This is a genomic window from Acidobacteriota bacterium (genome assembly GCA_028875575.1).
In the GTDB taxonomy this organism is placed as follows: Bacteria; Acidobacteriota; Terriglobia; order Versatilivoradales; family Versatilivoraceae; genus Versatilivorator.
In genome coordinates, this window is the sequence record JAPPDF010000082.1 from 26,357 (window position 1) to 47,314 (window position 20,958).

The window sequence follows — 20,958 nt, forward strand, 5'->3', positions numbered from 1 at the left end:
TCCGCTCCTCCGCCATCTGCTCCAAACCCGTAGAACATTATCACAATGCCCCGGAGCGGCTGCGGTATAATGGTCCCAAGGACACCAGCCGGATTTCATTGACGGGGAGGTCAATATAATGGTGAAAGCAAAGAAGATGCTACTCCTGTTGGGGTTGCCGCTCCTGATGGTGGTCGGGTCGGCGTCGGAACAGGCCCGTCCGGTCGATTCCGCCGGAACCGAGGCGCCGTCGATCTCCTTTAACGCCAAGGCTCCTTCCAAGACGGCTGTGGCCGAATCCGGCCCAAGGGCCCATGAGGAACGGCTGATTCTGGTTCTGAGGACACGCGGTCATCGCATCACCGTGTATGGCGGAGACCGCTCTCCCAAATATACGGTGCATGACGCCAAGGGGGGCCTCCTGGCGCGGGAGATCGGCATTGCGGCGCTGAAGGAGAAATTTCCGGCGCTGCATGAGGTGGCCACCGGGGTGGCCTGGTCGGGAATCCAGGGGTCGTTCGGCTACAGAGGGAAATGATGGCCAGGGGATGGGAAAGCAAGGCGGTCGAGGCGCAGATGGAGGAGGCCGCTGAGGCATTCCGGATGGGCAAGGCAGCCCCAAGAACCGCCGCTGGAGAAATCTCTCGAGAGCGCCGCTCCCTTCTGTTGGCCAAGACACGCATCCTGAATGAAATGGATGCCACTGCCAACGACCGCTACAGAGACCTGCTGGGAACGTCTCTGGCGGCCATCGACAGGCAGTTGTCGGTATTGAAGTAAGGCTGTCCTCTCGCCGTCCCGCCACCCGCCCCGGGAGCCGGTTGTTCCGGCAAGACCCTAACGGACACCAGCATTGTCCACCTTCCGCAGCCTCGTCTCAGCTCTGTTCCTGGTTTCATGCCTGTTTCCGGTGGATGCCCTGGCGCAAGACCGGGCCGACTCGGCCGAGGAGGTGGACGGCCCGGCGCCCCTGCGCGCGCAGGTGGTGGATTCCGACCTCAGGGCCATCGCCGGAGTCCGGGCAATGCTGGTTTCGGAGCGGGAGCGTGTCCTGGCCCAGACCGCCAGCGGCCCGCAGGGCGGCTTCCGGTTCAAGACGGTCCCTCCGCAGGCCCATAGCCTCAGATTGAGTCATCCGGATTTCGAGGAGCTGGTTCAACCCCTAAGCGGCTGGAAGACCGCCTACACGCTGGTTCCCCTGCGGGTGGAGCAGTCGTTGACGGTCACCGCCACCCGCACCCCGCGCACCTGGAGAAACATTCCCTCGGCAGTCTCGGTGCTGCGGGAACCGGAATTGGGTCAGTCCCCGGCAATCACCGTGGACGACGCCTTGCGCCAGATTCCTTCCTTCAGCCTCTTTCGGCGCAGCAGCAGCTTGGTGGCTCACCCCACCAGCCAGGGCGTGTCCCTGCGAGGGATCGGACCCAGCGGTGTGAGCCGCACGCTGGTGTTGTGGGACGGGACACCGCTCAACGATCCCTTCGGAGGTTGGGTCTATTGGAGCCAGTTGGACAAGTCCAGCCTGGAGCGCATCGAGGTGGTTCCCGGGGGAGGCTCCAGCCTCTACGGAAGCTCCGCTCTCGGAGGCGTGATTCAGGCCTTTTCCAAGGCACCCCGTCCCCCAAGGTTGGAACTCGACCTGAGGGGCGGCTCCCTGGGCACTGCCCGCGCCGACCTGCTGGGCTCGGTAGGAGGGGAACGCTGGAGCGGCCTGGTTTCCAGCTCCTTCTTTCACACCAACGGGTATCACGTGGTGGCTCACGATGACCGCGGCCCGGTGGACCTGCCGGCCAGATCCCGCGCCTTCTCGGTCCGTGCGGCGGCGTTCTACCAGCCTCGCCAGGGGGCGCAGGGGACCCTGCGCCTGGAGCATTTCGGCGAAGATCGGGGAAACGGCACCCGGCTGAGGGAGAACGCCACCGACGTAACCCGGGTTCGAGCCCTCTTCCGCCGCAAAGACGACCGGGGCAGGGAATGGCGGTTCGGCGCCTACGGCCTGACCCAGACCTTCGACAGCAGCTTCACCGCCGTTCCTTCCCACCGGCGGTCGGAGTTCCTGACCCGCGAGCAGCAAGTGCCGTCCCGCAGTGCCGGCGGCTCCCTGCAGTGGACGGGCCCGCTGGGACAGCGGCACCTGGTGACTTCCGGAGTGGATTGGCAATGGGTGAGGGGCCACAGCCGGGAGACCGGCTACCGCTCGGGGATGCCGGCTCAGTTTCAGGTGTTGGGCGGCCACCAGCAACTGGGCGGGGTCTACCTCCAGGACCTGATGGCGCTGGCGCCGCGCTGGCAACTGCAGCTGGGAGCCCGGCTGGACGGCTGGTTCAACCACGACGCCGTCCGCGATCAGGTTCCGCTGCCTTCCGGGACCTCCACCGTCCTTGAGTTTCCCCGGCGCGGAGGCGGCATGCTCAGTCCCAGGGGCGGGGTCTCCTATCACGCCACCGAGTCCCTTACCTTCAGGGGAGCCGTCTACCGCAGCTTCCGGGCGCCGACCCTCAACGAGCTCTACCGCGGATTCCGGGTGGGGAACGTGGTGACCCTGCCCAACGAGAACTTGCGGCCGGAAACGCTCCGGGGCGCGGAGGCGGGTGTGGACTGGTACGGCGGACCCAGGGTCAGGGGCAGGCTGACAGCCTATTGGAACGGCCTGAGCCAAGCCATTTCCAACATCACCCTGGAGACCACGCCCGCGCTCATCTCCCGCCAGAGGCAGAACGTCGGCCGCGTCAACGCCCGGGGCGTGGACGCCGACCTGGCGTTGCGTTTGAACCGGCACTGGAGGCTGCGGGGAGGCTACCTGCTGGCCGATTCCACCTTCGGCCGCTTTCCGGAGAACCCCGGGGTGGAGTCGAATCGGTTGCCCCAGGTGCCCCGCCACCGGCTCACGGCCTCGCTGAGCTATGCGCGCCCCGGTGTCCTCAACGCCTTCCTGATGGCCCGTTTCGTGGGCTTGCAGTTTGACGACGACCGCAACCTCCGGCCGCTGGCCAAGACCACCCTGCTCGACCTTCACCTGTCCAGAAGGGTACACCGAAACCTGGTGCTGACCTTCTCCGTGGAGAACCTCCTCGACCGCCGGATTCCGGTCTCGAATACCTCGGTGTTGGGCATCGGCCCTCCGAGGATGATCACTAGCGGCCTGCGGTTGGCCTGGTAGGGGAGGGCATTGGGCAAGGAGGTTGTTGTATGCCTCAATCACTCCCCCTGGAGGGGAGTCGGTGAGACCAGGGCGCGCCCGCAGTCGAACCGGTGGGGGGGGACGGAATTAGCAAGATCGTCAGTTAGGAGATTCCGCCCGCGGTCGAGCCGTTGGGGGGTATACGCGGCGTTTCGTGAGTGCAGGTCGACGGTGCGTGGTTTTTGCGTTTTGGAAAAACTGTGCGTTCAGGGAGGGTGCTTCTCATTCGCCGTCGATGCGACGACAGCGGGTAGGTGTGACGTGGGGCGGGGTTTTTTTGGGGAAGCAATGCGTTCCCGGACGGGTGCTTTCTATGCACCGCATTCGCGGCTGGGTTGGCGCGGAACCCATACGACCCCGGGCTGCCGCCCGGGGCTACCCTGGGCCGCAGCTACGCTGCTCTATAAGGATGGCCCGCAGGTGGCCTCTCGCCGGGTAACCCACGTCAACCGCAGCATTCGCAGCTCTCCCCGAACCCACAACACTGCAAGAGGAAACGTGCTTGTCCATGTAGAGAATGCCCCGGGCCGGAGCCCGGGGGAGCCATCGGGTAACGTCGCGTAGGGGAGTTGAGCCGCGAACGCGGCGGCAGCAATCACCGGCAAGCCAAACTCAAGCGCAAGCACGTTACTCATCTGCAAAAACGCTGCATGAGCCAGCTTCCTTGACAGTCGCGAACGCGGCGACAACAGGTTGCCGTGGGTGTCAGCCGGGCGCGGTCCGGGCATCAGCCCGGAGCGCGCCCATGGGAAACGTCGCAAGATTTCATGTTATATTGATCGCCATTTCCAGGAGTGGCTATGGCATTCCCCAAAGTGGTGCGGGTCAGGCAGCGATTCCATTCGACCCGGGTGGAGGACATTCCGGACAGGGTGGCTCGCGAGGTCGGCCGACTCGATCTGAGCGGCCGCCTGAAACCGGGGGACAGCGTGGCTATCACCGCCGGCAGCCGGGGCGTGGCCAATATCGCCGCCATTACCCGCAGCCTGGCGGAAGAGTTGAAGAAGCGGGGGGCGCGGCCCTTCATCGTTCCCGCCATGGGAAGTCACGGGGGCGGGACCGCCGAGGGACAGCGAGGCGTGCTGGAGCGCTACGGCATCACGGAGGTCTCCATGGGGGTTCCCGTCCGGGCCACCATGGAGACCCTTCCCATTGGAGAGAGCCCGGAAGGGGTCCCGGTGGTGCTGGACAGGAATGCGCTGGAAGCCGACCACATCGCCGTGGTCAACCGCATCAAGCCCCACACCGACTTCGACGCCGAGATCGAAAGCGGTCTGACCAAGATGCTGGCCATCGGCCTGGGAAAGCACCAGGGGGCCATCCGCTATCACCGGGCCAACAAGCGGTACGGCTACTACCGGGTATTGACCGGGGTGGCGGAGGTGGTGAGACGGCGCTGCAGCATTCTGCTGGGTTTGGGGATCGTGGAAAACGGCTACGATCAGACCGGGGCCATCGAGGCCATGACCTCGGCCGAGCTCTTCGAGGTCGAGAAGCGGCTGCTGAGGGTGGCCAAGTCCTGGCTGGCCCGCATCCCCATCGACCGGGGTGACCTGCTCCTGGTGGACGAGATGGGAAAGAACGTCAGTGGGACCGGCATGGATACCAACGTCATCGGCAGGCGGGCCAGCTCAGGGAAGCCCTTCGCCGGCGCTCCCCGCTTCTCGCGCATCGTGGTGCGGGACCTGACCCCGGAGTCCTACGGCAACGCCATCGGCGTGGGGATGGCCGATGTGGTGACCCGCCGGCTGGTGGACAAGATCGACACCCGGCCCACCTACGTGAATGCCCTCACCAGCACCAACCTGGAGAGCGTCCGCATTCCGGTGACGGTCGACTCCGACCGCGAGGCGCTGGAAACGGCCATCTCCACCAGCGGCGCCCCCAGCGGAGAAGACTGCCGCATGGTCTGGATCCGCAACACGCTGAAGCTGGACCGTTTCGTGGCTTCCGAAGCCCTGCTGGACGAAGTGGAGGCCAACCGGGACCTCCAGGTTCTGGGGTGCCCGGGAGAACTGGGTTTCGACGCGCAGGGCAATCTGAAAGACCTGTTCTGAGTCGTTGGACCGGCGTCGCCGGACGCCGGCTCGCCAGGGAGAAAAGGGAGGGATCATGTTCAAGGTGGTGGCGGTGGATTCGGTGCGTATGGTCCCCACCGTGGAGAGGGAGATTTTGGCAGAAGCCGGCGCCGAGCTCTTTACGGCAGACTGCCATGGCGAAGAGGATCTCATCCGGGCCACGCGGGACGCCCATGGCCTGCTGGTCTCCCTCAGCCACATCACCCGGCGGGTCATGGCCTCCTGGAGTCAGGCCAGAGTGATCGCCCGCTACGGCATCGGAGTGGACACGGTGGACCTGGATGCGGCCACCGAGCACGGGATCTATGTCACCAACGTGCCCGACTTCTGCTATGACGAGGTGTCGGATACGGCCATGAGCCTGATCCTGGCGGTGACCCGCAAGGTGGTCAGGATGCACAGCCTGGTTTCCCGGGGGGTCTACAACCGCAAGCTGGCCATGCCCGTTTTCAAGGCCCGCGGCCAGACGCTGGGACTGCTGGCCTTCGGTCGCATCGCCCGAGCGGTGGCCCGGAAGGCCGTGCCCTTCGGCTTCCGGGTCCTGGCTCACGATCCCTACGTGCAGCCCGAAGCCCTGGCCGGCCAGGCGGTGGAGCTGGTGGGACTGGAGGAGCTGCTGACCCGTTCGGACGTGCTGTCCATTCACGCTCCCCTGACCCCGGAGACCCGTCATATCGTCGGTGAGTCCCAGTTGCGCCTGATGAAGCCCACCGCCTACCTGGTCAACACCTCTCGCGGGCCGGTGGTGGATCAGAAGGCCCTGACCCGGGCCCTGCAGGAAGGATGGATCGCCGGAGCGGGGCTTGATGTCCTGGAAAAGGAACCGCCCGACCCGCGGGACCCGATCCTGGGTCTGGACAACGTGGTGCTCACTCCCCACTATGCCTCCTACACCGAGGAAGCCTACGTGGAGGTGCGCGAGAAGGCCGCTCGCCAGGTGGTCCAGGTGCTTCGGGGCGAGGTTCCAACCTACCTGGTGAACCGGGAAGTCCTGCAGAGGAAGGGCTGAGGCCGAAGGCGCCGGCAATTCCGGTCGGGTGAGCTGGAGTTGACACCTTGGGCTCAACTGGAGGCTCCGCACCGGAATACCGGGCAACCACAAGGGTTGCCCCTACGGCGGCCCGCGGTGGGACGTTTGAATCGTTGACTGGGGTGAAACCGTAGGGGCGTCCCTTGTGGACGTTTCAGTTCGTCAATCCTGAGGAGGAGATACCATGGCTCAAACATTTGCCGGCAAGAGTTGGGACGAGATCACGCTCAATGCGCTGCGCATCATGACCGGATTCCTGATGATGCCCCATGGCGCCCAGAAGCTCTTCGGAGCCCTGGGACGGGAGGCCGTGCCCCTGGCCTCGCTTCCGGGGGTCGCCGGGGTACTGGAATTCTTCGGAGGACTGGCCCTTCTGGTGGGCTTCTACACCCGTCCGGTGGCTTTCGTGCTTTCCGGCCTGATGGCCGCCGCCTATTGGCTGGCCCACGGCACCAAGGACTTCTGGCCGATTCTCAATCAGGGCGAGCTGGCCGCCCTCTACTGCTTCGTCTTTCTCTACCTGGCGGCCAAGGGCGGAGGCGACTGGTCCATCGACGGCTGCATGGGCAAGTAGGGCTGAAGGGGCTTCAGGCGCTCGGGCACTCCTCCCCGGGAGGAGAATTCCCTGGAGTTACGCCCACGGCTCTACTCCCCTGTGTGACATTTTCCGATGGCTCCCCCCGGGCTCTGGCCCGGGGCATATTTCAAATAGAAAAGCACGTTTCCTCTTGCCGTGTTGTGGGTTTGGGGAGAGCTGCGAATGCTGCGGTTGACGTGGGTCACCCGGCGAGACGCCCCCTACGGGCCATCCTTATAGAGCTGCGAAGCTGCGGCTCAGGGTAGCCCCGGGTGTCAACCCGGGGTCGTATGGGTCAGCACCAACCCAGCCGCGAATGCGGCGAATAGAAAGCACCCGCTCGGAAACGCACTGCTTCCCCAAACAAACGCCGCCCCCACCACGATCACCCGCTGTCGCCGCTTTACGCGTAACCAGGCCCATCACTCTTTATGTCTCGCCATGGTGCAGGCGAGGTGGATGGCTTTGACCATGCTGGCAGGGTTTGCCTTGAGCTGACCGGCGATGTCGAAGGCGGTGCCGTGGTCCACCGAGGTGCGGATGATGGGCAGGCCGATGGTGATGTTGACGCCGCTGTCGAAACCCATCAGCTTCAAGGGGATGTGGCCCTGGTCGTGGTAGAGGGCCACCACCAGGTCGAACTCGCCTCGGTTCATGCGGTGGAAAACGGTGTCGGGGGAAACCGGGCCCTCGGCGTCGATCCCCTCGCTCCGGGCCGCCTCGATGGCGGGCAGGATCTGGTCGGCTTCCTCGGTGCCGAAGAGTCCGCCCTCCCCGGCGTGGGGATTGAGTCCGGCCACGGCGATACGGCTGCGCTGGAGGCCCAGTTGTTTCAGGGCCAGGCGGCCGAACCGGATGGTCTCCAGGATGCGCGGTGCCCGGATCCTCTCCAGGGCCTGGCGCAGGGCCAGGTGGGTAGTGGCGTGGATGGCCCTGAGGTGGTCCACCACCAGCAGCATGCGTACTTCGGGGACCCGGCACAGCGCCGCCAGGTACTCGGTGTGCCCCGGAACACCGATACCCGCCAACTGGGCGGCCTCCTTGTGGATGGGACCGGTTACCAGGGCATCCATGTTCCTGTCCAGGCAGTCCGAGACTCCCGCCCGAATGAATTCCAGGCTGGCTTTGCCGCACTCCTTGCTGACCCGGCCCAGCTCCACTTCGGAAAAGCGGATGTTCTTGAGATCCAGCAGATGGATGCGCGTGGGATCGTGACCGGCCGACTGCGCTTGCTCCACTCGGTGGAGCCGACGCCGGGGCAGCAGCCGCGAGGCGTAGTGTGCCACGATGGACTCTTCCCCGATGATGACGGGGATGCACTGCTGTTCCACCGCCGGGTCCAGCAGAGCCTTGAGGGCCACCTCGGGACCGATACCGGCCACGTCGCCCAGGGTGATGCCGATGCGGGGCTTCCGGTTCATGGGCATGGGGGGGAGCCGCCGTTGCCGGGGCGTAGTCTGGCGGAACCGAGGATCATAGCACATCCTCGGTGGCAGGCCCCCCGGTCAGGAAGTGGGCGATGTCGCAGAGAGTTTCCGGGTTTCCGAAGCCTCCGGCCTTGGTCACCAGCGGCAGCCCGTCCAGACGGCCTCCGATCCATCGGCCCCAGGGGATGCCGGGTTCCACGTCCCCCTGAACGCGGATGCCCTTGGCGTCGCACTGCTCGTAGACCTTCAGCGCCGTATCTCCTCCCACCAGGATTGTCGCCCCCAGCGCCCCCGTGTCGAGCAGCCGACCGGCGGCCGATTGCAGCGCCTGCTGCAACCGCTGCAGGTGGCTGCGGGAGCGGATTCGCTGCCCCAGGCGCAGGCACAAGGCCGCCGATTGCTTGTGCGCCAGTGCCTCCAGTGCCGGTTTCAGCTTGCTATCCGCGCGGAGCGGGGAATTGGTATCTTCGTCCCAGAGGGTGATGACGGTGGCCAGACCCCGCCGGCCGAGCTGTTCCAGTTGGGCTTTGTTGACCGGGTTGAGGCTGCCGCAAATCAGGAGCACGGGCCCCTGGACTTGCGGGCCGGACGGGGCCATGCGGCCAGGAGACCGCCCCCAGCTCAGGGGAAGAAACCGGGCCAATCCGGCCGAGCCCACCCACAGGACGGCTTCGTCCAGACGGCGTCCGACCAGGGCCAGCCGCTCCAGTTCGCTGTCGGACTCGATATCGAACAGCAGCACCCGATGGCCCTTGCGGCGGGCCGTCTGGATGTGCTTCTCGACCACCGCCGGGGGCCGGCGCAGCAGGTCGCGGCGCAGCAGTTCGACCTGAGAGCCGAACTCGGCCCGCAGTCGGCCCAGAAGGTCCCCGCTGTCGATCCCTGAAGGCCCGGCGCCCCGGGCGGGTCGAGGCGGGGGAGGGCGGCTGTCCAGCAGCAACCTTCCTCCGCGGCTGGTCCGCCCCCAGGCCGGGAAGGCGGGAGCTACAATGGCCAGATCGGGCCGTACCACGGCCATGACGGCGGCCACTTCCTGGCACCAGGGCCCCTTGAGGGTTGAGTCGATCTTCTTGTAGACCGGGCGGCAGCCGAGTCTCAGCAGCGACCTGCACGAGCGGGCGGCCACTTGCCGGGACCGTTCGACCGGCAGCCCTCGCGAAGCCGTATTGACCACCAGCAGATCGAGGTCGGGTCCAAGGTCGGGGGCGGAGAGGCCGGTCATGGCCACCCGCATGCCGTATCGGCAGAACTGGGCGGCGGTGTCGCAGGAGCCGGTCAGATCGTCGGCAATTACCGCCAGGGGAGGCAGACGGCCGGATGCGGGAGGTTGGGACACGGCGGGCCTCGGGGCTCAATGCCGGATGATCGACAGCACCTGCTCGACGCCGGGCCGGCGCAGGAGCTCGACCCGAGGGCCCCGGGGAGCCCAGATCCGGGGGTCGGTATCCAGAAAGAGGGCGATGGTGCGGATGCCCAGGGCGGCTGCCAGGTGGGTGATCCCGCTGTCGTTGCCGATGAAGAGCCGGCAGCGGCTCAGCACGGCGGCCAGGCGGCTCAGGTTCTCGATGCTCACCGTTTCCCAGCGGGCCGAGTGCTCGGCCAGGCCGGCTCGAACTTCCTTCACCGTCTCACCGTCCAGCGGCCCTTCCAGCAACAGAAGGCGGCAGCTCGGATCGCGGGACAGGCTTCGCCCCACCTCGGCGAAGTGACGGGTTGGCCATCGCTTGCCTGGGCCGCTGGCGCCCGGATGGACTGCGACTCCGGAGTTTCCGGGACGTGCGGCCCAAAAGCGCTGGGCGAATCGATCCTCCTCCCGGGTCCAATGGATCCGGGGAGTGGCTGAGAACCCCGGGGTGGAGCCGAAGATCCGCTCCAGTTGAGCCCGCCTGAATTCGATCATGTGGAGGCCGGACTCGCGGGGCAGCGCCCCGAGAAAGTCGACCCGGGGGTGGATGGCCCGGATGCGGTCCACGAATTCCGGATTGCCGCTCCCCCACCAAGAGATGATCCTGTCAAAGGTCCGCATGCGCCTCAGGCACTCCTGCCTGGGCGGATAGCTCTCGATGCCGGTGTCCTGCAGGGCCTCGGCGGTGTCGGCGTAGCCGAGCGATCGGGCAAGCGGCAGATTGCCGCGGGCCACCCACAGTTCCATCCGGTCCGGGCGCAGGTGGGACTGCAGCCAGGCCACCGCGGGAAGCGTCAGGATGAAGTCGCCGATGGCGCCGGGGATGATCGAAAGGAGATGCAAGGCCCGATCCTTCCTGCCGGATCAGCCATCCATTATGGCCGAGCACAGCCGTAAAGAACAGTGTTGTCACTGGCTGGAGGGGGTGCTAGGCTAGTTGAAGTGCCGCCCGATTCCGCGGCTGGTCGCCGGCAATGGGCGGACAAGAAGAGCCGGTGCCTGGTTTCCAATGACGCAGTCCCCGCCGAGCCGCCCCGGCGATGCCCCGTCAATCCGTGTAATCCGAAATCCCATGATGTTTGCCTTCAAGCAAAACGGTGCATCGGCTCTGGCGGCGCTATTGCTGATCGGAGGCGGCTGCAGCTCGGGACCCAAGGTGAGTTCCGACACCGCGGCCATCGTCAACGAAGCGGAAATCAAGATCTCCGAGGTCAACAAGCGCTTCGACGCTCAACTCCGGCAGAGCCCCCGGGCGCCGTCGCCCGAGGAGGCTCCCACCTTCAAGCTCAACATCCTGAGCCAGCTCATCAACGATGAGATCCTCATGCAGCGGGCTGCCGCCGACGATCTGACCGCCAGCGACGCCGAGGTCAGCACCCGGTTTACCGACTTCAAGAAGAACTACACCGAGGAAAAGTTTCAGGAATTCCTCAAGGAGCAGGGGGTCACCGAGGAGGAGTTCAAGCAGACCCTGCGCAAGGGCGCCACCATCGAGAAGCTCTACAACAAGGAGATCACCTCCAAGATCTCGGTGACCGAAGCCGAGATCGAGCAGCATTTCGAAGAGAACAAGTCCAACTACAACCTGCCCAAGGGTTGGCGTCTCGCCCATATTCTGATTACGGACGCCAAGGAGTCCGGCATCAACAATACCCGCGGCGACGACGCCACCACTCCCCTCGAGGCCCAAAAAAAGGCCCAGATCCTGATGCGGCGCCTGCTGAACGGCGAGGATTTTGCCCGCCTGGCGGTGGAGTACTCCGAGGACGCCGAGTCCGCCCCTCGGGGCGGAGACCTGGGATTCGTCACCGAGCAGCAGATGGAGACGGTCAGCCCCGAGCTCAAGAAAACGGTCCAGAGCCTCAGGGTGGAACAGGTCTTTCCCCGGCCCATCCGCATCGGCTACGGCTACCACCTGGTCAAGCTCCTGGCCAAGGAGCGCGGCGGGCAGCATGAACTGAGCGAACCGCAGGTCCAGGCGGATGTTCGCCAGACCATCTTCAACCGCAAGGAAACCCTGCTGAAGACAGCCTACCTGGAAGTCATCCGCAACGACGCCCAGATCAGAAACGTGCTCGCCGAGAAGCTCCTGGACAGCCAGTAGTCTTGGTGGCCGGCGGCGCTGCCCATCCGCTGCAACTCCCCTTGGCTCCCCTCAATCAGGGCCGGTAAGACCCTAAAGGTCAATCTCTTTCCGGATATTTCCGGCGACCACCCCAAGAATGCGGGCTAAAATGGTGTCCTATCGCGGAGGCGTGGCAGAGTGGTCGATTGCGGCGGTCTTGAAAACCGTTGTACCTTGACGGGTACCGTGGGTTCGAATCCTACCGCCTCCGCCAATTCCAGTGTGATTGCGTTCATCTCTGTTATATCTTACTATCTGTAAGATCAGATTTTCAGTGAAGTAAGCATATGGAATTGGCCAAAATCACCGCACGTGGGCAGACGACGATCCCCAAAAACATCCGTGAGGCTGCCAACCTGGTCGAGGGCGACGTGATCTCTTTCGAAATGGACGGCGATCGCTTGGTGGTGCGCAAGGTGACGCCGGGGCAGGACGAGTATCTGCAAGGCCTCTCCGAAGTTCTGAGCGAATGGATTTCGCCCGAAGACGAGGAAGCGTGGCGTGACCTTTGATTTGCTCGATGTGGTCGTTGTCCCTTTCCCATTCACGGATCGCCGGACCAGCAAGCGCCGGCCGGCATTGATCGTCTCATCGTCAAACTTCAATCGGGCTCATGATCAGTTTGTCCTGGCCATGATCACGTCGACCGGGAACGACTGGCCCAGTGACGTGGCGATCCAGGGATGGCGGGAAGCTGGCCTCAACGTTCCCTGCAAGGTCCGTTTCAAGCTTTTTACCCTCGACGACGCTCTGATTGTTCGCAAGGTCGGGAGGTTGTCGAAAGAGGATGGCGAAGAAGTGAATAAAGCACTGGGACAAGTTCTGGCAGGCAACTGACAAAACCCCTCCATCGCCGGCGAGTTTATCTGTCTATTCGAGCGTTGCCCGGTGTGGATTGCTCCTCTTTCAGATCCAATCACGGGCTAGGTCCGGGACAAGATCCTCCGGTCGTAGTCGGTGAGTATTCCCCTCAATAAAGCCCACATCGAAAACGTGCTCGCCGAGAAGCTCCTGGTGCATAGGGGACGTTGTTGAATTACTGGAATAATTTCGATCAGCCACTACTGAATTGCTTTGATTCAACAACCTCTCCTAATATGCTCCTTGCAAGTTATTCCAGCAATTCAACAACGTCCCCAGCGCTGACACTAACCGCGCTGCTAGCGGTGCGGACCGGCAACAGCTCTCCCCCGTAGCTTGAATCAGTTCAGCACCTCAAGGCCGGCATGGCAATCCGCTCGACACCGTGGCTGCTGGAGCGGCTCGGGAGTCTGTTGCTATAATGCACACAATGTGTAATAAATGACGTATGGACGTCGGCTTTGACTGGAGCGTAGAGAAGAACCAGCTACTCATCCAACAGCGGGGAATCTCATTCGAGATCGTCGTATCCGTCATGGAGCAGGGTGGCTTGGTGGACGTGGTGGAGCATCCCAACCAGGACCGCTACCCGGGACAGTTGATCTACGTTGTGGAGATCGACGAGTACATCTACCTCGTGCCTTTTGTGATTCAGACCGACGGCACTCGCTTTCTGAGGACGATTATTCCCAGCCGGAAGGCGATGAGAGACTATCGGAGGAGGCAACCAAAGTGAAAGACCCAATGAGTGTGGAAGAACGTGACATTCTGAATCAGTTCGAAAGGGGAGAGTTGCGCTCCACTCCCGATGCTGAACGCGAAATTGAGATAGCCCGCCGGTCTGCTCGCAATACCTTTAATAAAACCAGGCGAGTGAATTTGCGCGTAACTGAGCGTGACTTCAACCTTGCTCACTCAAGGGCCAGGGAAGAAGGGATCCCCTATCAGACACTTTTGTCCAGCGTCATCCACAAGTACCTGTCCGGCCGGCTGACGGAAAAGAGATAGGCCGGAATCCCGGCATGGGAGCTGCAGATTGACGCCGGAAAGAACCCTGGAGCAGGCCATCGTCCAGATTGGATTGTCTGTCATTGGTGCGGTAATATAACCGTGTATCGACGGGAAAGGGCAGGGTGACCGCGGGTGGCTACCTGTCACCTGTCGGGATCAACCGGAGGGGATTGCAGCACCTGAGATGGAATATGGAGGTCCGTGCGCAGCCATGAATTCCGCCGATTCCGATAACGCCGTTGCCATCGTCGGATATGCCTACCGGATGCCGGGAGGGATCCGGACCGACGACGATTTCTGGCGTCTGCTCAGTGAACGAGAAATCGTGCAGGAGCCCGTTACCGACCGTTATGGCCGAGGCTACCGGCCGATTGGCGGATTCTCTGGCCCCGGGCGGATCGCCAGCCCCTACGAGGGATTGATCCGCCAGGATGAGGAAAGGCTCTTCGATCGCAGCCTCTTCGGAATGTCGCATAACGAGATGATGGCAACCGATCCGCAGTTGCGGATGCTGATGTCCTGCGCCTGGGAGAGCATCGAGCGGACCGGCTGGGATTTGCACTCATTGCGCAATAGCGCCACCGGCGTCTTCGTTGGCGGGCAGGTCCCGTCGGTGGCGAACTGGCGACCGATGCGCGGAGTCGATGAGTTTTCCGTTACGAGCATCAGTCTGGCCATGCTGGCCAACCGCATTTCCTTCCACTTCAATTTGATGGGACCTTCCGCCACCTATTGCACCGCCTGTTCCGCCAGCCTGACCGCTTTGCACTCGGCGCTGAACGCAATTCGCTGCGGCGATTGCGAACAGGCCCTGGTCGGCTCGGTCAACTATCTGGGCGGAGCCCGGCTAAGCATTGCCTTCAACGCTCTGGGCGTGATCAGTCCGGACGGCAAATGCCACTCCTTCGACGCCGAAGCCAACGGCTACATGCGCTCGGAAGGGGCGTTCGTCTTTGCCATCAAGCCCCTGGCAGCAGCCGAAAGGGACGGCGACCACATTTACGCCGTGGTGGAGGCGACCGCTCTAAATGCCGCCGGCGGGGCCGACGGAAGTGACGGACTGGCTCAAGGGCGCTATATCACCGCCCCCACCCGGCACGCACAGGTGGAATTGATGCGCACGGCCTTTGGACGTGCGGGTCGGTCGATGGGAGACGTCGACTATATCGAGGCTCATGCGACCGGCACGGTGGTGGGTGACCGTATTGAAGGGAACGCCATCACCGAAGCCTTCCGCGGGTTCGATCGAGAGGTTCCGCTGCGAATCGCCAGCGTCAAGAGCAACGTGGGGCATATGGAGGCAGCGGCGTTCCATTGCGCCCTGTTCAAGGTCATCCTGATGATGCAGCGGCGCACCTTCGCTCCCAACTCCAAGAATTTCGTCGCACCCAATCCGGAAATCGACTTCGACAGTTGTCCCATGCAGGTGCAGACCAACTGCGAGCCATTTCCGGAACGTCCCGTCACGGTGGGAATCAACTCATTCGGATTCGGGGGCGCCAACGGACATTGTGTCGTGCGTGAATACCGTCCGGAACAGTCACGGCGGTGGTCGGTGCCGCTGGCTCCGGAGGCCGGGTTCATGATTCCGCTCTCGGCACGGACGTCGGGCACACTGGCTCGGAGCGCTCAGCAGCTCCGGGAAACGCTGTCCGAGCAAGAGGTCGATCTCTATACACTGGCTGGAAATCTCAGCCGTCGCCGCACTCATTTCGCCGCCCGCAAGGCCTTCGCAGTACGCAGCCGGCGGGAGTTGGTCGAGGCGTTGGACGCCTTTGCGCCGGAATCCTCATCGGTTTCCATGGTCGAGGAGGGGGAGCGGCGTGTGGCCATGGTGTTTTCCGGACAGGGAACTCAGTGGGCGGGTTGCGGCCGCGGCCTCTACAACGCCGATCCCGTTTTTCGCCGGGCCATCGACGCCATCGACACCCACTGGCGGGAACACTCGGACATGTCGTTGCGCGAGGCCTGTTTCTCCGCCACCCAAGAGGAACTCAATGAGGTCCAACTGGCTCAGCCCGTAATATTCATGATCCAGTGCGCACTGGTGGAACTGCTCAAGACCTGGGGGGTCTATCCGTACTGCGTGGTCGGCCACAGTTCCGGCGAGGTCGCCGCTGCCTACGCCTGCGGGGCGCTTTCGCTGGAGGACGCAACCCGCCTGGTCTTCCATCGCGCCACACTGCAACAGGCGACAGCCGGTACCGGCCGCATGCTGGCGGTGGGACTGGACCGGCCGGGCCTGGAAGAACTGCTCGAAGCCTTGTCTGTTCCGCTTCGGGCCGAGGGAGAAGGTCCGACCCGGGTGGAGATCGCCTGCGAGAACGCTCCGGCCAGCACGGTCATCTGCGGGAAAGAGGCCGCATTGAGGCCCATTATGGAGGAGTTGGACCGCCGCCGCCTGCAGAATCGGTTGCTGCCGGGCAACATCGCCTTCCATTCCACCGCCATGAACCCGATCAAGGACAAGGTGCTGGCGGCCATGTCCTTCCTCGACGAGTGTGCCTTCGACGCCGAGGTGCCGTTCGTCTCTTCGGTGACAGGTGGGAGGATGGATCGGTTGGACAGTCCCTACTGGTGGTCGAATATTCGCCAGCCGGTTCTGTTCAGGGCGGCGATGGAAAGCATACAAACAGAATTCCGACCCCAGGTAGTGCTGGAAATCGCGCCGCACAGTGCCCTGCAACCCACCATCGTGCAGTGCTCGGAGGGCAAGTTGCAGGCGCCGGTCTGCGTTCCGACGCTCATGCGGAATTCCGATGTCTGCCGAGGCTTCCTGGAAGCCCTGGGCGCCCTTTTTGAGGCTGGAGTCAGCCTGGATTTCGCCGCTCAGTATCCGCGCCCGAAACCCGTAGCTCACCTGCTTCCCGGTCATCCCAGAGAAGAGCAGACGGCGATGGATCTCATGTGCGACAACGAGATGTTCGTCCGGCAGGGCGAGTACTCCCACGGTCCTTTGGTCGGACACAGGATTCCTTCCGACCATCTGCTGTTTGAAGCACGGCTTTCAGAGAGGGACTTCCCCTGGCTGACGGACCATCGCGTCCATCATGCCCCGATCATGCCGGCAGCCGGTTACATTGAATTGGTTCTGCAGGCGCTCAAAGGCGTCCCGGCTCATTTCGAAGAGATCGAATTTCTTCAGCCCTGCCCCATTCCCAAAACGGCTGTGCGCTTGCAGACAGCGCTCCATCCCGTGGCCAATGCTCCCGGCGAATATACTTTCACCATTTCTTCACGGGCTTACGACGTCGAAGCGGAAAACGTGCTCCACTGTCGCGGCAGGGTGCACCGAACCGGCGACCCCGGGGTGCCTGGCGTGGCGGAGCGTCTTTCGGATGTCGACACGTCGGACTGCGATCTCGTTCGCCTGATGAGTGGGGAGAGCTTCTACGAGCATGCTGAGGCAATCCTCGGCCACGCCTTTCACTATGGTCCTGCCTTCCAGACGATTCAGGGAGTCGAGGCGGACGTCGCCGCCAGGGTATTCCGGTTCGATGTGGCGGTGGATGAGGAGTTGTGGAGCAGTGGCCAGGAGGAAGGCTTCGTCCTGTTCCCCGCCTTGATGGACGGCGGCCTGCAAATCTTTCTGCACTATCTCATGCGGAAATCCGATTTGTTTGCCATTCCGCAGCGAGCCCGGCATCTGACCTTCGTTCGTCCCCCGACATCCCCCCGGATCACCTGTCATGTGGCGGGAGGGATCAACGACTTGTCGGGAACGGACGAAAGGGGTCAATTTACGATTCCGCTGGGAGAAATTTCCCTGGGCAGTATCAGTTTCTACGATGGAGAGACCGGGTTGCTTTGCGCCCACATCGGCCAGTACTGCTCCTTCAACTCCAATCCGAGGTGGAACGACCTGCCGCACAACAAGCACGTACTGTCCTGGCAACCGAAGTTCGTTCCCGCGGGACAACCGCTGGCAGATCGATTGCCCGACGGCGAGATCGAGCCGGCCGGGTTGATTGCCGCTCTGGAGGAGCCCGAGCGGGGCGAGCGCTACAACTGCCACGTGATCGAATTGGCGGGTTGTCGAGAAGCGGATCGGACGATCCTCCATCAATGTGTCGAGTACCTTTCGGCTGGCGACGCACAGACCGAGTTCTGGCTCATCAGCGACCGGGAGGAGATCGCCCGGGGCCACTACGAGGCATTTCACCACCACGACGCCGCCCTTCGATTCGATTATCACGATCCCGCCTCAGAGCCGGTTCTGGATAGGGGCCTGCTGCGCCCGGGTGCCGCCGAGATCCTTTTCCTGCATGCGGATGGCAGGGCGCTTGGCCCGGAGAATTGGGTACTGGCCCGTCGTCTGGCGGTGCCCGGCGGCCTGGCGCTGATCTCTCACGGCGAGGGCGAGGTCATCGCTCCTGGCGCCGGTTGGGCCACCTTGCGCTCCGGACGACGCACAACCCTGCTGCAGGCGCCCCAGTCCAACGACGACGGCCATGACATCGGGGAGTTGCCGAGTCCACGGTGGGTAGTGGGAGGCCGGGAAGGCCGGGCCGCAGAGTGGGTCTCGCTCCTGGATTCGTCCCAGCCAATTCACCGGATCTCCGATGAATCCCTTGCCTCGAGCAGACTCCACACGCTTGACCGGTGGCCGCAGGCAGCCGATCTGCAGGCCATTGACTTCTTCTGCGAGCCGGACTCGGAAGACGAAACGGGCGAGCAGGTCGTGTGGCGGCTAATCGCGTTCGTGCAAGCCCTGGTTTCCTACCGGATCGAGCACGCAAGTCGCCCCTGCCGCATGACGGTCGTGACCCACAGGGCCGTGCACGACGTTGGAGATCCGCGAGGGAGTGGGCCGTGGGGAGCGGTTCGCAGTATGGCTGCCGAGGTTGGTGAGGAAGCAAGAATCGACTTTCGTCTCGTGGACCTGGGTGATTCCGGCGACCTGAAGACGTTGGCCCGGCTTGCTCGGACCGATTTGCGCGAGCGAGAGTTGGCGATCCGGCAGCGCCGCCTGTGGGTGCCGCGGATCGTCAGCATTCGTGAACGTTTTTCAGGAGTGCCGGGCCGCGCGCAGCCCACCTACCGGCTCACCCTGGACAACCCCGGCCAGATTGTCGGTCTGCAGATGAAGACCTACCAGTTGCCGCTGCCCGGGCCGTCGGATGTGGAGATCGAGGTGGCGGCCACCGGGCTCAACTTCCGCGACGTCATGGTTGCGCTGGGGTTGTTGCCGGCCCTGGCCTATGAGCGTTCGGCGATGGGCCGTGAAGTCGGGATGGAGGGAAGCGGGATCGTCCGCCGCGTCGGACCGGAAGTGCATCATTGCCGCGTGGGTGATGAGGTCGCGTTCATACAGGGCGGGTGCATCGCCAATCGCGTCATCGTCAACCAACACCACGTTTTCGCCAAGCCTGCCAGTCTGAGCATGGAGGAAGCCGCATCCTCGTTGTCGGTATACGTCACCGCCTACTATTCCCTGATTCACCTGGCCCGTCTGAGCCAGGGTCAGCGCGTTCTTGTTCATTCGGCTATGGGGGGTGTCGGGCAGGCTGCGATCGCCTTGGCCAGACACGTGGGGGCGGAAATCTATGCTACCGCCGGCAGCCGGAGCAAACGCGAACGCTTGCTGGCGATGGGAGTGCGAGGGGCTTTTGACTCCCACAGCTTCGACTGGTACGACGATCTGATGGCGGCGACCGGCGGTGAGGGCGTCGACGTCGTGCTGAATTCCCTGGCAGGCCACCACATTCAGTTGTGTCTGCAGGCCCTGCGCCCGGGGGGGTGGCATTGCGAGATCGGCAAGATCGATATCTATGCCGACAGCGATCTCAGCCTTCGTGTCTTCCGCAAGAACCTGCGCTTCGCGGCCATCGATGTGGACCGCATGATGATCGACGACCCGGACCTTTCGCGCCATCTTTCTCAAGCTTGCCTGGACTTGCTCGATCAAGGAGCGTTGTCGCCGTTGCCGGTGACCGTGTTTCCTTACCAGGACTACGCCAAGGCCCTGCGTTTGATGACGACGGGCCAACACCAGGGGAAACTGGTCCTTCAGGCCCCCCGATCTCTTTCCGGACCCGAATTCCCGATTGCCGACGCGCGGCCGTTTCTCGACCCGGATGCCACCTATCTGGTGACCGGGGGTTTGGGTGGCTTCGGGCTTCGATTGTTGCCCTACCTGGTAGCCTCGGGAGCTCGCCATCTCACTTTGATGGACCGGGATCCTGAGCGACGCCGGAGCGTCGAGTGGATTCGCAGGTCGACTACGCTGATCAACATGAATCAGGATGTCGAAATCGACATTGTTTCGGGCGACGTGGCCGTTGAAGCGGACGTTCGGCGCTGTGTGGCCCAACTGCAGAAACCCCTGAAGGGGGTCTTTCATCTCGCCGGAATGCTGGACGACCGGCTGCTGGCCGACACCTCCGGTGAATCCGTGACCCGAGTATTCGCGCCCAAGGCTCGTGGCGCGCTGCATCTGCACCGGGCCACCGCCGGCCATCCGCTGGATCACTTTGTCCTTTTCTCTTCGATCTCCTCCACCTTCGGCAACTTCGGGCAGATCAACTACAGCGCCGCCAACGCGTTCGTGGACGGACTGGTTGCCTGGAGGAAGCTGCAGGGCCTGCCGGGTCTGTCCTACAGCCTGGCAGCCGTGGCCGAGGTCGGAATGGCCGCTCGCAATCTTCACCTGTTGCGAATGATGAGGGCTGTCGGTACGCCACCGGTCAGCAGCGATTCCGCCATAGGCAACCTCGATTACGCCTTGCGTTCGGCCGGCGACCGGGACCATCTGATGACCATCTTCTTCACCCGGCCGCCGTGGACTTTCAATGCTCCGGACTATATGAGGGCCGGGCGCTTGATGAACAACCAGGATGCCTTCGAGGGTGAAGCGAGCAGCCAGTTGACAGTCGAGGGCGTCGTAGCGCAGATCGCCGAAAAGGTCGCCGAACTCTGCGGCCACGAAGAGGGAGGCGTCGAGGAACCGTTGTCCAGCTTCGGGCTCACCTCCATCTCGGTTGCCGAACTTGGGACGTTTATCCAGACGCAGTTCAACTACCAGGTGAGCGCGCTCGAGTTGATGACGACAGCTTCCTCGCTGTCTCTGGCACAGGCGATCGTCCATGGGACGGCTGATGTTGAGCAGGACCAGGCCGAAACGGACAGGGTTGACACCGAGGACGCTACGCATACTGTCCAGCGGCACCTTCGCCGGGCGCCGTCGGCTTTTGCCAACGCGCGCGAGGACCACTTTCCGAACGGCCGCCGTTTGGAAACCGGGATTGTGCGAGCCTCGGCCGACACGCACGCCGGATGAGTGGC

The 20,958-nt window shown here is 63.5% G+C and carries 15 protein-coding genes and 1 tRNA gene; 13 read left to right on the forward strand and 3 right to left on the reverse strand.

Going from position 1 to position 20,958, the window contains the following annotated elements; all coding sequences use genetic code 11:
- Positions 1-118: 118 nt before the first annotated feature.
- From OXI69_12885 to OXI69_12910, 6 genes are all read left to right on the forward strand, one after another.
- Positions 119-517, forward strand: a complete 399-nt coding sequence (locus OXI69_12885) for a hypothetical protein (GenBank protein ID MDE2667037.1) — start codon at positions 119-121, stop codon at positions 515-517.
- Positions 517-759, forward strand: a complete 243-nt coding sequence (locus tag OXI69_12890) for a hypothetical protein (GenBank protein MDE2667038.1) — start codon at positions 517-519, stop codon at positions 757-759. The genes OXI69_12885 and OXI69_12890 overlap by 1 nt, the downstream gene beginning before the upstream one ends.
- 73 nt (positions 760-832) lie before the next feature.
- On the forward strand, positions 833-3,139 hold the full coding sequence (locus OXI69_12895) for a TonB-dependent receptor (GenBank protein ID MDE2667039.1): 2,307 nt from the start codon (positions 833-835) through the stop codon (positions 3,137-3,139).
- A gap of 821 nt (positions 3,140-3,960) precedes the next feature.
- Complete coding sequence (locus OXI69_12900; GenBank protein ID MDE2667040.1) at positions 3,961-5,217, forward strand: lactate racemase domain-containing protein; 1,257 nt, start codon at positions 3,961-3,963, stop codon at positions 5,215-5,217.
- A 55-nt stretch (positions 5,218-5,272) separates the two neighbouring features.
- Positions 5,273-6,247, forward strand: a complete 975-nt coding sequence (locus tag OXI69_12905; protein MDE2667041.1) for a C-terminal binding protein — start codon at positions 5,273-5,275, stop codon at positions 6,245-6,247.
- 205 nt (positions 6,248-6,452) lie between these two features.
- On the forward strand, positions 6,453-6,842 hold the full coding sequence (locus OXI69_12910; GenBank protein MDE2667042.1) for a DoxX family protein: 390 nt from the start codon (positions 6,453-6,455) through the stop codon (positions 6,840-6,842).
- 425 nt (positions 6,843-7,267) lie between these two features.
- On the opposite strand, the gene pdxA is transcribed toward OXI69_12910, so the two are convergent.
- The 3 genes from pdxA to OXI69_12925 are packed head-to-tail and all read right to left on the reverse strand — an operon-like array spanning position 7,268 to position 10,520.
- Positions 7,268-8,272 carry a 4-hydroxythreonine-4-phosphate dehydrogenase PdxA gene (gene pdxA, locus OXI69_12915; protein MDE2667043.1) on the reverse strand — a complete coding sequence of 335 codons (1,005 nt, stop codon included), beginning with the start codon at positions 8,270-8,272 and terminating at the stop codon, positions 7,268-7,270.
- Between the two features lie 46 nt (positions 8,273-8,318).
- A complete protein-coding gene (locus OXI69_12920) occupies positions 8,319-9,608 on the reverse strand; it encodes a hypothetical protein (protein MDE2667044.1) in 1,290 nt (429 codons plus the stop codon).
- Positions 9,609-9,623: 15 nt separating this feature from the next.
- Entirely contained in the window at positions 9,624-10,520 is an 897-nt protein-coding gene (locus tag OXI69_12925; GenBank protein ID MDE2667045.1) for a glycosyltransferase family 9 protein, read from the reverse strand.
- A 229-nt stretch (positions 10,521-10,749) separates the two neighbouring features.
- Here OXI69_12925 and OXI69_12930 point away from each other — a divergent pair, with 229 nt between their 5' ends.
- The 7 genes from OXI69_12930 to OXI69_12960 all read left to right on the forward strand — a co-directional run bounded on the left by OXI69_12930 (position 10,750) and on the right by OXI69_12960 (position 20,953).
- Positions 10,750-11,781 carry a peptidylprolyl isomerase gene (locus OXI69_12930; protein MDE2667046.1) on the forward strand — a complete coding sequence of 344 codons (1,032 nt, stop codon included), beginning with the start codon at positions 10,750-10,752 and terminating at the stop codon, positions 11,779-11,781.
- A gap of 145 nt (positions 11,782-11,926) precedes the next feature.
- Positions 11,927-12,016: transfer RNA gene (locus OXI69_12935), tRNA-Ser, on the forward strand.
- A 73-nt stretch (positions 12,017-12,089) separates the two neighbouring features.
- Positions 12,090-12,314: an AbrB/MazE/SpoVT family DNA-binding domain-containing protein gene (locus OXI69_12940; protein ID MDE2667047.1), complete on the forward strand. Its 225-nt coding sequence runs from the start codon at positions 12,090-12,092 to the stop codon at positions 12,312-12,314.
- A complete protein-coding gene (locus OXI69_12945; GenBank protein MDE2667048.1) occupies positions 12,304-12,639 on the forward strand; it encodes a type II toxin-antitoxin system PemK/MazF family toxin in 336 nt (111 codons plus the stop codon). The genes OXI69_12940 and OXI69_12945 overlap by 11 nt, the downstream gene beginning before the upstream one ends.
- 472 nt (positions 12,640-13,111) lie before the next feature.
- Complete coding sequence (locus OXI69_12950) at positions 13,112-13,399, forward strand: BrnT family toxin (GenBank protein ID MDE2667049.1); 288 nt, start codon at positions 13,112-13,114, stop codon at positions 13,397-13,399.
- Positions 13,396-13,671 (forward strand): hypothetical protein, encoded by a 276-nt coding sequence (locus tag OXI69_12955; GenBank protein ID MDE2667050.1) that lies wholly within the window; start codon positions 13,396-13,398, stop codon positions 13,669-13,671. The genes OXI69_12950 and OXI69_12955 overlap by 4 nt, the downstream gene beginning before the upstream one ends.
- Positions 13,672-13,885: 214 nt before the next feature.
- Positions 13,886-20,953 carry an SDR family NAD(P)-dependent oxidoreductase gene (locus OXI69_12960; protein MDE2667051.1) on the forward strand — a complete coding sequence of 2,356 codons (7,068 nt, stop codon included), beginning with the start codon at positions 13,886-13,888 and terminating at the stop codon, positions 20,951-20,953.
- Positions 20,954-20,958: the final 5 nt, after the last annotated feature.

Bases quoted from the DNA above. Each gene is read 5' to 3' on its own strand.
- OXI69_12890 (MDE2667038.1), top strand. From the start codon at position 517: ATGGCCAGGGGATGGGAAAGCAAGGCGGTCGAGGCGCAGATGGAGGAG.
- pdxA (MDE2667043.1), bottom strand. From the start codon at position 8,272: ATGCCCATGAACCGGAAGCCCCGCATCGGCATCACCCTGGGCGACGTG.
- OXI69_12960 (MDE2667051.1), top strand. From the start codon at position 13,886: ATGAATTCCGCCGATTCCGATAACGCCGTTGCCATCGTCGGATATGCC.
- OXI69_12940 (MDE2667047.1), top strand. From the start codon at position 12,090: ATGGAATTGGCCAAAATCACCGCACGTGGGCAGACGACGATCCCCAAA.
- OXI69_12930 (MDE2667046.1), top strand. From the start codon at position 10,750: ATGATGTTTGCCTTCAAGCAAAACGGTGCATCGGCTCTGGCGGCGCTA.
- OXI69_12900 (MDE2667040.1), top strand. From the start codon at position 3,961: ATGGCATTCCCCAAAGTGGTGCGGGTCAGGCAGCGATTCCATTCGACC.
- OXI69_12885 (MDE2667037.1), top strand. From the start codon at position 119: ATGGTGAAAGCAAAGAAGATGCTACTCCTGTTGGGGTTGCCGCTCCTG.
- OXI69_12905 (MDE2667041.1), top strand. From the start codon at position 5,273: ATGTTCAAGGTGGTGGCGGTGGATTCGGTGCGTATGGTCCCCACCGTG.
- OXI69_12910 (MDE2667042.1), top strand. From the start codon at position 6,453: ATGGCTCAAACATTTGCCGGCAAGAGTTGGGACGAGATCACGCTCAAT.
- OXI69_12950 (MDE2667049.1), top strand. From the start codon at position 13,112: ATGGACGTCGGCTTTGACTGGAGCGTAGAGAAGAACCAGCTACTCATC.